Source organism: Stenotrophomonas sp. Nf1 (genome assembly GCF_003028475.1).
In the GTDB taxonomy this organism is placed as follows: Bacteria; Pseudomonadota; Gammaproteobacteria; order Xanthomonadales; family Xanthomonadaceae; genus Stenotrophomonas.
In genome coordinates this window covers 97380-109726 of the sequence record NZ_PYTV01000002.1, presented here as the reverse complement: position 1 = coordinate 109726, position 12347 = coordinate 97380, and the positions used below count along the sequence as shown (strand labels likewise).

12 protein-coding genes and 1 pseudogene are annotated in these 12347 nt (G+C 65.3%); 3 read left to right on the top strand and 10 right to left on the bottom strand.

The genetic code is table 11. The features are described from left to right. Positions 1-183 precede the first annotated feature (183 nt). Positions 184-1245, top strand: a complete 1062-nt coding sequence (locus tag C9412_RS04490; protein WP_107230513.1) for a cytochrome c peroxidase — start codon at positions 184-186, stop codon at positions 1243-1245. Between the two features lie 15 nt (positions 1246-1260). Here the strand turns inward: C9412_RS04490 and C9412_RS04485 are convergent, their stop codons facing one another. Beyond that, positions 1261-1596 carry a hypothetical protein gene (locus C9412_RS04485; protein ID WP_146160131.1) on the bottom strand — a complete coding sequence of 112 codons (336 nt, stop codon included), beginning with the start codon at positions 1594-1596 and terminating at the stop codon, positions 1261-1263. 403 nt (positions 1597-1999) lie between these two features. Here C9412_RS04485 and C9412_RS04480 point away from each other — a divergent pair, with 403 nt between their 5' ends. After that, positions 2000-2629, top strand: a complete 630-nt coding sequence (locus C9412_RS04480; RefSeq protein WP_107230871.1) for a response regulator transcription factor — start codon at positions 2000-2002, stop codon at positions 2627-2629. Between the two features lie 29 nt (positions 2630-2658). Next, positions 2659-4962 (top strand): ATP-binding protein, encoded by a 2304-nt coding sequence (locus tag C9412_RS04475; RefSeq protein ID WP_107230870.1) that lies wholly within the window; start codon positions 2659-2661, stop codon positions 4960-4962. On the opposite strand, the gene C9412_RS04470 is transcribed toward C9412_RS04475, so the two are convergent. The 9 genes and pseudogenes from C9412_RS04470 to C9412_RS04430 all read right to left on the bottom strand — a co-directional run bounded on the left by C9412_RS04470 (position 4963) and on the right by C9412_RS04430 (position 12182). Continuing rightward, complete coding sequence (locus C9412_RS04470; RefSeq protein ID WP_107230511.1) at positions 4963-5718, bottom strand: SapC family protein; 756 nt, start codon at positions 5716-5718, stop codon at positions 4963-4965. It lies immediately after the preceding gene. Between the two features lie 110 nt (positions 5719-5828). Further along, positions 5829-6101 (bottom strand): hypothetical protein, encoded by a 273-nt coding sequence (locus C9412_RS04465; RefSeq protein ID WP_005409616.1) that lies wholly within the window; start codon positions 6099-6101, stop codon positions 5829-5831. 270 nt (positions 6102-6371) lie between these two features. Next, positions 6372-8408 (bottom strand): elongation factor G, encoded by a 2037-nt coding sequence (gene fusA, locus C9412_RS04460; RefSeq protein WP_107230510.1) that lies wholly within the window; start codon positions 8406-8408, stop codon positions 6372-6374. 423 nt (positions 8409-8831) lie between these two features. Further along, a complete protein-coding gene (locus C9412_RS04455; RefSeq protein ID WP_107230509.1) occupies positions 8832-9590 on the bottom strand; it encodes a hypothetical protein in 759 nt (252 codons plus the stop codon). A gap of 193 nt (positions 9591-9783) precedes the next feature. Further along, positions 9784-10383 carry a hypothetical protein gene (locus tag C9412_RS04450; protein WP_107230508.1) on the bottom strand — a complete coding sequence of 200 codons (600 nt, stop codon included), beginning with the start codon at positions 10381-10383 and terminating at the stop codon, positions 9784-9786. 14 nt (positions 10384-10397) lie between these two features. Then, positions 10398-11021 carry a hypothetical protein gene (locus tag C9412_RS04445; protein WP_146160132.1) on the bottom strand — a complete coding sequence of 208 codons (624 nt, stop codon included), beginning with the start codon at positions 11019-11021 and terminating at the stop codon, positions 10398-10400. Positions 11022-11258: 237 nt separating this feature from the next. Beyond that, positions 11259-11534 (bottom strand): hypothetical protein, encoded by a 276-nt coding sequence (locus tag C9412_RS20665; RefSeq protein WP_107230506.1) that lies wholly within the window; start codon positions 11532-11534, stop codon positions 11259-11261. Positions 11535-11564: 30 nt separating this feature from the next. Continuing rightward, a pseudogene (locus C9412_RS04435) lies at positions 11565-11726 on the bottom strand (hemin ABC transporter ATP-binding protein); the annotation flags it as partial. Between the two features lie 15 nt (positions 11727-11741). Further along, positions 11742-12182, bottom strand: a complete 441-nt coding sequence (locus C9412_RS04430) for a hypothetical protein (protein WP_107230505.1) — start codon at positions 12180-12182, stop codon at positions 11742-11744. Between the last annotated feature and the right edge of the window lie 165 nt (positions 12183-12347).

Sequence of the window (12347 nt, the reverse complement as noted above, 5' to 3'; positions counted from 1 at the left end):
CCAAACTGCGAGGCGATGGATGTGGTATCGCCCTCCCCGGCCCAAGGCGCCCACCATTCGGCCAGCACCTGCACTGCAACGCATGCGTCCTTCCATAAATGCTCACCCCTGAGCTAGCAGCATTCCCGCCGCTTCGTGGAATTGCAGGCGCCCTCATGGCGCGTCCATCGGGAAGGATATACAGTGACCAGCGAAGCTCTGTCAATCCGGACGGAGATGACCACCTCCAGGACTGAGATGGGGCGCACAAGGATCGGCGGGATACTCGCAATTGCGTCATTGCTGAGCGCCTGCTCTCCGCTGGGCGAAGCGATAGCGACCCAGCAACAGAACCAGCAAACCCGGATGGGGGAGTTGTTGTTCAACGACCCACGGCTCGGCGCGGACGGCACGACCAGTTGCAGCTCCTGCCATGCAGCTGAGCACGCCTTCACCGATGCGCGAGCCGTTTCCATTGGCGCCTTCGGCAAGGCCGGCACGCGAAACGCGCCGAGCCTGATTGGACTAAGCGCAAAGGGCCCCCAGTTCTGGGATGGACGGGAGAGCAGCCTGGCCGTCGCGGTGCTTCAACCCTGGGCGAATCCTGTTGAGATGGGGCATGCAACGATGCACGAGGCAATGCAGCACATCTCCAAGCATCCGGAGTATGCAGAATTCCTTGGGAGACCTGTAACCGAGCAGGACATCGCAGAGGCCCTCTCCAGTTATCTGCTCAGCCTTCAACCCGCGCCAAGTCCGTACGATCGGGCTCACCTATCGGGAGATTCCCAGCTCCTGGGCCCACGAGCCGAGCGCGGCATGACACTGTTCAAAGGCAAGGCTCAGTGCGCCAGCTGTCATTCCCTGGATGGAACTCACGAATTGAGCGACGGGAAGTTTCATCACGCGAGCGTGGGCTTCGAGCGCATTGCCGGCAATCTGCGAAATCTACAGATCCAGTTGGAGGATGCACGCGCAGGAGGCCAGCCGCTGGGAACCTTGATTCTCACGGAGGCCGATATTGCGGAGCTGGGTCGCTTTGCCGTGAGCGGCAACCCCAAGGACATGGGGGCATTCCGCACCCCAAGCCTTCGCAATGTTGCCCGCACTGCCCCCTATATGCACGACGGCAGCATCCAGACCCTGGATGCTGCCGTCGAACATGAACTCTACTATCGAGGACTGACCACCGGGCAACCGATCAGTCTGACCATTGAGGAAAGGCGTGATCTCATTGCATTCCTGCAAGCCTTGAGTAACCCGTGACAGGCCCTTCTGAAGTCATTGCGCGGGAGCGTCCGGTTCGGCTGGGAAGATCTCAAGCTCCTGGCTTCCCGCCAACTTCCCGTTGAGGCTGACCTCAAACAGATACCGCCCGACCCGCCAGGGCTCGCCTGGCTCAAACACCAGTTTCGGCGCGGCAGCATTACCCGCATTCAGCCGCAGCTTCCGGACACCCGCAGTGCTGCCGTCGGCCAGTGCAATCATCTTTACGGATAGATCCGCACCTCGCGTTGAGCCCTGACTCTTGAGCGACAGCTCAATGGCATCGTCAGGATGGGCCGGCCGCGTGGCGTTGCCTGGCGACTGGCCAACCGGGCGTGCGACAACCTCCACGAACGAAAACTCCTCAGCGGTTGCCGCGCTTGCTGCTGGCGGCACTGGGTCAGCGGGTGATCGGCCACACCCCACAAGCGTTAACCCGAGACACAGCATGGCTGCCATCCGAACTTCCCTTGTCATCCCCATGACACGTCCTTTTTCTCTGTGATGGCTTCGGATAGTAACCGTAACCGGGCAGCATCTGACAGAAGCAGGCGTTCCAGTTGCCCCCCCCCCCAACCAATCGGAGGAGCTTGCACCACCCACCAATCCATCACATCAATGATTCGCAGGATATCGATGGATACAGCCCATCGATTTATAGGAATAGTCGCAAAAATCCAACGATTTCGATGTTCGACGCGACAGCGGCCCCAGAATGGTCACCACGCCTGCGGGCGCCGATCACCTCCTGCGCATGAATGGATTTCCTGCACCGCGCGCCCTGCAACTGGCGCTTCTGGATGACCACGAAATCGTCCGCCGCGGCACCGCCCTCCATCTTGCCGGCGACCGCCGCTTCACCATCGTCGCCAGCCATACCCACAGCGACGATCTCATCAGCAGCCTGCGGTACGCCCGGGTGGATGTGGCCATCATCGACCTGACCCTGGCCCCGGGCGACCGCGACGGCGCCGAGCTGGTGGCGCTGCTGCGCGAGCAGTTCCCCCGCCTGCCGCTGCTGGCCTTCGCCACCCATCTGCCCACCACCAACCTCAATCACCTGATCGGCACGGGACTGAGTGGCTTTGTCAGCAAGGCCGAGCCACTCCACGCCCTCTCCGATGCGATCCTGCGCGTTGCACAGGGTTTGACCCGCGTGCCGCCGGATTTCACCCTGGCCATCGGACGTGACGAGCTCACCCGCAACGAGCGTGAGGTACTGGATCTGCTGCTGGAGGGATTCACCCTGTCCGAGATCGCCCTGCGCCGCCATCGCAGTATCAAGACCGTCAGTACGCAGAAGATCGCCGCGTTGCGCAAGCTGGGGCTGCGCAGTGACATTGAAGTCTATGCCATGCGTGAACGACTGCTGGAACTGCGGTGAGACGCGGCGGCGCGCTCCGCCAGCTCGCGATGACGGCACTGCTGCTGACGCTGCTGCTATTGCCCGGCGCGGCGGCCGAGGATGCCACGCTGCAGCACTGGTCTCCGAACGGCCCTGTCCGGGTGGCCATGCCGCCATCCCTGCGCCCGATGCCGGCTGCACTGGCTGACAGCATGTCTCCGGCAACCCTCGCCCACGGCTATGCGGAGATTGTGTCCCGGCATACCCGCCTGGTGTTTGAAGAGATTCCCTACCCCAGCATCGAGGCGTCAATCCGCGCCGTCTGCCGGAACGAGGCCGAACTGGTGATGGTGTTCGGTGGCGCCAGGCACCGTGCACTCCCCTGCCCTGACCTGATTGCGTCCAACGCATTTCCCGGCGGGGCCGCGCTGCTGGCCGCACGTTCGGGCACGCGGTTGCCACGCGACGTGCACGAACTGTACGGGCGGACCATCGCGGTGGTCCGGGGTGGCCCCTTTGCCGGCTGGCTGGCCGCACATCACCCGCAGATTCAGCTGCGGCATTTTCCGGATCGGCACGCCACCCTGGCCGCCGTTGCAGCCGGCCTCGCCGACGGCGCCATCGGCCTGGAAAGCACGCTGCGACCAATGGTCCGTCGCCACTTCAATGGCAGCCTGCAACTGCAGCCACTCGAAAGTGACTTTTCCACCGACCTGCATCTGCTGGTGCGCCGCCCGAACGAGGCCCTGCTGCGACGGATCGACAAGGCCGTGCGCGACATCACACTGGACGAGCATGCCGGCCTGCTGCATCTGTGGGCCAAGCAGGCGTTGCCAGCCCCCTTCGGCGAGGCGCTGCGCTGGGCGCGACAACCGCCTGCGCTTGCCTGGGTGGCGCTGATACCCCTGCTGGCCGCCCTGCCCTTGTTGTGGCGCCTTCGTCATCGCCTGCGCTCAGGCAGCGATCGGCTGGGCGCACGCGCGGCAGGCATGATCAGCCACGAAATGCGCAATGCAGCCCAGGCCATGCTCGCCGCGATCGAGCTGCTGGCACAGTCGCCGTTACGCCGTGGGCAAGGTGAGCTGGTTGGCGTTGCCAAGGCCGCCGGCCATTCCCTTCGCGGGCTGTTGAATCGGGCGTTGGACTTCTCGCGACTGGCCGCCGGCACGTTCACCCCCCAGCCCCGGCCCTGCGATGTGCTGGGCCTGTGCCAGCAGGTGCTGGATGCCATTGACCCTCAGGCTCGCCGCAAGGGACTGCGACTGCAGTTCGCGGCGCCGGCGTCGCCCTCGCCCAGCGTGCTGGTCGACCCGGATGCACTGCGCCAGATCGCCAGCAACCTGCTGATCAATGCCGTGAAGTTCAGTGACGCCGGCAGCGTCGAGCTACGCCTGGATCTGGTGCCGTCCGCGCGGCCGCGCGAACTGCTGCTGGAGGTCATCGACAGCGGGATCGGCATTGCGCCCGAGACGTTGAAAGCCCTGTTCCGCCCCTTCCACCAGGGTGCCGGCGGCAGGCGTCGCGGTGGCAGCGGACTGGGGCTGGCCATCTGCCGCGAGCTGGCCCGCGCGATGGGAGGCGAACTGACCGTGCACAGCGTGCTCGGCAAAGGCAGCCGATTCATCCTGCGCCTGCCGGTGCGCGCCATCAGGGCAACCACCGACCCGGCACCCGCTCGCGCTGCGGCAGCGCCACTGGCGGGGCTGGCGTTGTTGCTGGCGGAGGATCACCCACTGAACCGGCGCGTGGTTGCCGAGCAGCTGCGACAGCTGGGCGCCGAAGTGTGCGCGGTGGCTGACGCCACCGAAGCGCTGGCCGAACAGGCGCGCCACCCTCGCAGCGTGATGCTGCTTGATATCGAGCTTCGCGGCATGGATGGCCATGCGCTGGCAGCTGAACTGCGACGGCAGTCGGCCGCGCCGTTGCGGCTGATCGCACTGTCGGCGCGCACCGGACGCAGGCATCTTGAACGCTGCAGGGCGTCAGGTTTCGATGCCGTGCTGACCAAACCGCTGCGGCCGGCGCAGCTGCTGCAGGCGCTGGAACTGCACGCACCGCAGGGAATCGCACCCAACGAAGCAACCGCCGCAACCGACGGCCTGCTGGCTGCCTATCTGAGCGACATGGGCAGCGAACTGGGGAATATTGAAGGCTGCCTGCGCGATCACAACGCGCCCGCACTGCGCCACCATGCACATCGACTGCAAGGGACCTTGCAGATGCTCGGCGCCCACGAGCAGGCCGCACTGGCGGCCGCACTCTGGGATCTGGGACAGCGTGCCACGCCGGACTGGAGCGCGGCGCGGCAGCTGCTTGAACGCCTGCAGGATTGGCACGGCGCCCGCACCGCGGACGCCCTGCCATCGCCGTGATCAGGCCGCCAGGCGCTCGACCTGGCGGCGGGTCAGGTCGTTGAAGCGACCCAGCGACATCAGGTGCTGGTGAATCAGCGCCATCCAGCCGCTGCGGTGCCACTCGACCACGGTCGCTTCCGGCAGCGCGACGAACTTCTCGACGTCCACCACCAGGAAGCCATTGAGGTTGAACTCACGGCCATCGGGGGTACGCACGGTGGCGTTGCGCTCGACCAGCAGGCCGTTGTCGACCAGAGCCTTGGAGAAGGCCAGGGTCTGCTCGTGTTCACGGGTGAACTGGCCGCAGAATTCCAGCGCCTGCTGCACCATTTCGGTGGCCTTGCCGTCGGCGAACAGCGGCTGCCCTTCCTCGCCACCCTTCACCACGCGCGGGCTGTCTTCGTCGATGCCCAGCAGGAAGTCATTGTCCGCGCCGGTGTCGATGAAGATGAAGGGATGGCGGCGCAGGTAGGCCGGGATGTAGGTCTCGTCTTCCCACAGGCCGTCCTTGATGAACAGGTTCTGGTCGGACACGCCCACGGCGGCCATCGGCACCGCGCCCGGGCCGGCAAACAGGATCGGGAAGTGATGCAGGGCCAGCGCGAACTCGCCCAGCACCAGCGGAATGGCGTTGTTGCCGGCGGCGAACTCGAGGCGGCCCGGCAGAATGCGCAGGTCGGCGTGGAGATCGGCCTGCAGCGGCACCGGACGGGAATAGAACAGGGGTGCGCCGCTCGGCGCCGCTTCGGTGGTGGTGTCGCTGGTGGTGGTCATCTTGGGAACCGTTCGATCATGCGCGCCTGCCATCCCGGGCACGCCAGCGGGAACAACCTGAATCCCGCATTATCAACAAGCACGATGACAACGGCCACCCCACCGGCGCACTATTTCAGCTGCAGGGGATAGCGCTGCCACAGCACATGGACCAGGAAACCGGCCAGCTCGGTATCGCGGGCACTGACGGCGGCACGGATCTTGTCCAGCAGCACCATGTCGCTGCACGAGCGCACGTCGGCGTGATTGGCCTGCCCGGCCCTGCGCGCACGGTAGCGCGCAGCCCGCTGCGCATCGCTCATCGCGTACCCGAACTTGGGCGGACGACCGCGCTTGCGCGGCAGGGTCAGCTCAAGGGTTCCGGGGTCTTTGTCATCACGCATGGGCGGGGTGCGGGCGGCGGCGAGCAACGGGGGGTGCGCAATTTATCGTGAGGCATCACTTTAATCCAGCTTTTTCTGTGGTTTTGTTGCGATGCAGTGCAAAAAAGTTTCGTGCGCCGCGGCGAATCCATCCACGCATGGCGTGGATCTACCGCAGACCCACATCGATACGCATACCCGTCGACGCCCGGTAGATCCACGCCATGCGTGGATACCGAACCCATGCCAGCACAAAATAGGGAGCCCGCGAACGGGCTCCCCTCACCTTCTTCATGCGGCGCGCACCGGCTCGTACCCGTGCAGGTGTGCCTCACTGCTGGCCCGGCCCTGGCTGAGCGAGCGCAGCGATGTGGTGTAGCCCACCATCTGCGCCAACGGCGCAAAGCCGCTGACTTCGGCGCGATCCTCCTGGTCATCGATGCGGGCAATGCGGCCGTGGCGGCGATTGAGGTCGCCCACCACATCCCCCACCGACGCCGACGGCGAATGCACCGTCACCGCCATCACCGGCTCCAGCAGCTGCGTGCCACCCTCGGCCAGCGCCGCCTTGATCGCCTCGGCACCGGCACGATGGAACGCCATCTCCGAGGAGTCCTTGGCATGGGTCTGGCCATCGACAAGACTGACCTCGATGCCGACCACCGGATGCCCTTGTGGGCCCTCGGACAGCGCGGCACGCACGCCCTTCTCCACCGCAGCGATGAAGCCGCGCGGCACCACGCCACCGACGATGCGGTCGTTGAACACCACCTGGCCGTCCTCGCGCGGCGCCACATCCAGCACCACCTGCGCGAACTGGCCCTGACCGCCGGTCTGCTTGACCAGCCGCCCGACGACACCGGTCATCGCGCGCAACGGCGTCTCCTGGTAAGCCACACGCGGCGAACCCACGCCGACCTCGACCTTCCATTCGCTGCGCAGGCGCTCGACCATCACTTCCAGGTGCAGCTCGCCCATGCCCCAGGCCAGCGTCTCACCCGTATCGCGATCGGTTTCGACGCGGAACGACGGGTCTTCCTGGGCCAGGCTGGCCAGCCCCTGCGCCATGCGGATCAGGTCGGCCGCACGCGCTGGCTCCAGCCGCCACGCCAGTACCGGCACCTGTGCCTGGATGTTCTCCAGGCGCAGCGGCTGGCTTCGGCTGCTCAGCGTCTCGCCACTGACCGCATCCTTCCAGCCCAGCACTGCGACGATGTCGCCGGCCACGGCCTGCTCGATGTCGTGGGTCTGGTCGGCCTGCACCCGCACCAGGCGGCTGACACGCCGCCCCTGCGGATGCTGCGAACTGGCCAGCGCATCACCGGCCTTCAAGGTACCCGAGTACAGCCGCACGAAGCTGAGGGCGCCGTGCTGCTGGTGGGTGATCTTGAACAGCAGCCCAGCCAACGGACCGTCCGGGTCCGGCGGCAGCGACACGTCACCGTGGTCTGATTCGGCGGTGACCGCAGGCCGATCCAGCGGCGACGGCAGGTAATCGACCACCGCGTCCAGCAGCGTTTCGATGCCCTTGTCCTTGAACGCCGCCCCTGCCAGCACCGGTACACCGGCGCCGGCCAGGGTCGCCCGGCGGATCGCCGCGCGCAGCTGTTCGGCGTCGATCACCCGACCTTCCAGCCAGGCATCGGCCAGTGCTTCGTCATGGTCGGCCACCGCCTCGATCAGTGCATCGCGCTGCGGCTCCCACTGCGCACGCGTCGCCTCGTCCCACCGGGTGACGGACGTCGCCGCGCCGTCCTGCCAGTGCAGCACGCGCTCATCCACAAGATCGACCCAGCCGTTGAAGCTGCTTTCGCTGCCCAGCGGCACGCCCAGCGCCCACGGCCGCGCCTGCAGCTTGTCCTGCAGCTGCTCCAGCACGCGCTCGAAGGAGGCACCAACGCGGTCCATCTTGTTGACGAAGGCGATCAGCGGCACACGATGGCGGCGCGCTTGGCGCCACACGGTCTCCGATTGCGGCTGCACGCCGTCCACGGCCGAGAACACGGCCACGGCGCCGTCCAGCACGCGCAGGGACCGCTCCACTTCAATGGCGAAGTCGATATGGCCAGGCGTGTCGATCAGGGTCAGCCGATGCGGCGGCAGATCGCGCGGCGCCCATTGCGCCTGCACGGCAGCCGCGCCGATGGTGATGCCACGCTCGCGCTCGATCGCCGAGAAGTCGGTGGTCGCGTTGCCGTCGTGCACTTCGCCGACGCGATGGATTTCGCCGCTTTTCCACAGCAGGCGTTCGGTCAACGTGGTCTTGCCGGCGTCGATGTGGGCAATGATGCCGAGGTTGCGACGGCGGGAAAGGATCTGGGTGTTCATGGAGAGATTCCTGCAAAGCCAACTTCAGGGGCCGCGCACCCCGGTTGGCGACAGGGCGCGCGGCTAGCGTTCGGTCTCGGCGATCTGGTGCATGGCACGTTCTCCTTGCGGTACATCGGGTTGCGGGAAATGGAACTGCAGAAACGAAAAGAGCGCCCCGGAGGGCGCTCTGTCGAAGGTCCAGCGATGGCCGTTTCAGCGGCCTCGTGGGGCTCCAGGCAGACACGCCCGTTCCGCGCTTGCGCGGGTCAGGGTGAAAAACTTCAGGAGCGGCATCCGGTTCATGGGGCGCATTCTAGACCTGCCAATCTGGCGCGCAAGTGAATATTGCGCACATAAATGGAACGATGCGGGTAAGGGTCGGGATCGGGATCGGGGTCGGATCCCTTTGCCAGAGCAAAGGGCTCTGACCCCTGCCATGCCTTACTTGCAGCGGTGCAGCTTGCGCGCCTCGGCCACCGTCGCCGCCTGATCGTCCGCCATCGGCAGCCAGCCCTTCAACGACATCGCCGGGTCCACCTGTGCCTGGCGTGGGCCACCCTGGATCAGCACCTCGGTCCAGCTGCCGACCGGCGCCAGTTCGGACAACCGCGCGGCCTGGTCGTCCTCGGTACTGAACATGTCATCGGGGCTGGCCGGCGGCGTGGTGTTCACGGTTTCCGTCTTCCGCGCGCGCACCCGCAGCGTGCCATCCGGCAAGCGCTGGGTGGTCACTTCATGGCGCTCGACACCGTACGCCCAGCTGCTTTCGCCGACGCTGCGGGTCTCGCTGCCATCATCTGCCACGGCCACCTCCTCGCCCGCCGGCCCGATCACGCCTGCCACAGCCCCCAGGCCAGACATCAGCGCCTGATAGACGATCATCTGCCGCTGCTCGGTGGTCAGCGCACCGCCCTCCAGTTTGGCAGCAGGAATCTTCAGGTACGCCGCCTCCTTGCACAGCACCAGCACCTGCTGGTCGTCCCAGCTCACCGACATTTCCTCGTTGGCGAAGTACTGCGTCCTGATCGAGGTAACACCAGCGCCCTCGGCAGTGGCATGCCGGGTCTCGATCAGCGAGGCGTTCTCGGCCGCGTGGGTCAGCGAAACTGGAGATGTCGACACCGCATTGGCGGAAAATGTGGAGAAAACGGCCGATGCGAACAGCAACGTCCGTGAAAGATCTAAAGCAGAGAGCAACATTGAATCAGTCCATTGACACTAAATTGGCACTGAATGATACAGCGACCGGATGGCGTGACCCATCAGTCAACAAGTGCCCGGATGACCCGCAGCTCCAGGGCCCAACCAAAGACCGGCAAGCTTGAATGTTGAGATCACGAGTGCTTCCCGGCCGGCAGCTGATCTCTGGTGGAAGGGGCGGCGCGCAACAACCTCATGGCGTTGTCTTGGCTTCCTGCGGTATTGCCGCCCCGTTATCCGTCTCAACCTCCTTGTCTGCCGCAACTGCAAGCGCGCGCACGAACGGGAACTTCTCCAGCAGCCAAGGGTATTCTGCCGCGATCGTTGCGCGGGCCTCGGCTTCCCTGTCTGTGACCTGGATCATGTCGGCCGGTGTGCCGCTGCGCGGATGCCGTTCCAGTTCCAGTTCGGGGTGCATGCCCACCCGGATCTGGCCGATGTAGTTCAACTTGCCGGGCTCGATGGTGAAGCTGTAGGCCTCGGCTTCGGGCACAGCCAGCCCCGTCTGGCCCACGGCGATCCAGCCGATGTAGTAGCGACCGGCCTTGACCCGCCGTGTCTTGATGCCGGGCTCGCAGGTGGTCACGCTGCTGAAGCGGTACAGGCCCAGTGCGCCGGTGGAGGGCGTGCCCGGGCGGTACAGCTGTACGAACCGGGCCCACCCCGCACACGCGGTGGTGGCGACCAGGATGCCTTCGTCGGCACCCACCTTGGCGGTCGGTTTGATGTTCTCGATGCCGGCACTCACCGATGCCGAGACCGCAAGTAGCGCGAGCATGCAGATCCACTTCATTGAAAACCTCCGGCTCAGCGGATGAACAGCGGTAGGGCCAGGATGCTGTCGCACGCCGGCGTGCAGCTGCGGAACTGCTCCGCGAGCATCTCGGCGCTCGGCGCGCCCGGCGCTGGTGTCGCCAGCCGGGTATGGAACGGATGGCGTTCCAGCAGCCAGGGCTGCGTCTGCTGCAACAGCCGTAGCGACTCCGCTTCGCGATCGCGTACCGAGATCCAGGTCGGCCTGGAGTGCAGGCGGTCGAACAGTCCAGAGACCACAACCTCACCGATGTAGGTCGTTTCACCCGCGCGCACGTCGAACGTCAGCGCTTCGTCTTCGGACACCGCCCCGACGTATCCATAACCGTGTTCGGTCAGGTAGCCGACATAGTGGCGCCCGGCCTTGGCGCGGATGGCGGCCAGACCGGCCCTGCAGCCGAACTCGAATTCGCCGCGCAGGTCAGCCAACGGCGACGTCGACCGCGTGCCGCTGGAAAAGATCGTGATCAGCCTGATGTTGCTGGTGGCGCAGTTCACCGACATCACCACGTAGCCCTCGTCCGCAGCCAGTGGAACATCCGGTCGTGCCTTCAGCGTCGCGCACCCACCTAGCACCGTCGCGAGCGCTGCCGCGACCACCCACGAAATCCCTTTCATCGTGCTTGCCCCCTGGTTCCGGCGGAGCATACGGGATCCGCTGCCGCTGCGCCATTGAGGGGCCTGATGCCGCGGCCAGCACCGCTTTGTCCGGAGTTCCGCGTGAAAGCGCCAATGCCACCCCGCACGGAACTGCGGCCAGTCACATTCCAGCGCGTGGTCCGGCAGGACGAGAGTGAGGTGGGCGAAGCGGAGAACATCGCGCTGGTGGCCACGCGCAGCCGCTCCGGGGATATCTCACGCTATGCGACTCCCGAACGGGTCCGCTTCGTGGATGCGTTCGAGCGCACCCGCGTGGACAAGATCAGAACGCCCAGGGCGGATGCTTCCAAGCCGCTGGCACAGCTGCCCGGCGCCCAGCCCGCCCCAGGGGGCAGCCTGCATCGCCACCGCACTGGAGAGCGTGGTGCGGAAGGTGTACGGACGGGTGAACGCGATCCTGCGCTTGCCCCCACCACGCCGGGCTTCGCGGTTTTTCAGGCTCACCTGCAGGGTCACGTACATCGCGCTCATGGTCTGATCCAGCGCGACGCCCTCACACGGTCACGTGACCACCACCAACGGCACCCCACGACGCGGATGCTCCAGCACCACTACATCCTGCTGGTAGACCCGCTGCGGGTTGTCTTCGGTGAGCACCTGCAACGGCGTGCCATCGGCCGCCACCCTGCCCTGTTCCAGCAACACGATGCGGTCGGCAAAGCCTCAGCCACTTAGGGGCTATGAATTCACTCCGCACTTTTCCGGGTGCTGCAGGTAGTCCCATTTTCCTTGCGCCTGCTCCCTGACGCGACGGCTCCTATCCTTTGCGAGTGTCGGATACAACCTCGTGGCAAGCCCCGCTGAGATCCAAAGCAAGTGGCAAGCCACTCGGAATCTGACTTTGGCCATCGGGTGGGATGCCAGTTCAAACCAGACACACTCTGTAGCTGGATACGCATCATTCAGCTTGCAAAGCCAACTGCCAGATGTCTCCCATGTTCCCGAGGCGCCGTCCACAAGACCCTTGCGAATCGCATCCAGTACGCTCTCGATCGGAACGATGCCATCCTTAAAATCGTGAATGGCATTGATGATGGCAAGCACTATCTGCAGTTCATCGTCCTTGCGGTGTCTGCGAATCGCGCATTTGATTTCGTGCTCGCGGCCGAAGGTGAACATATGGGCTTCCTCCCTCTGGAACGCCCAATGGTCAGTCAGCCAGAAACATCAAAGCAATAATCAACTTCCACCGCACATACCTGAAGGAGGGGCTCAGCCAGCGCAACTCCTGCGACCTCAAGGCCCAACATCCCAGCTTCGCCTGTGGCAGGGGCGGAGAATCAC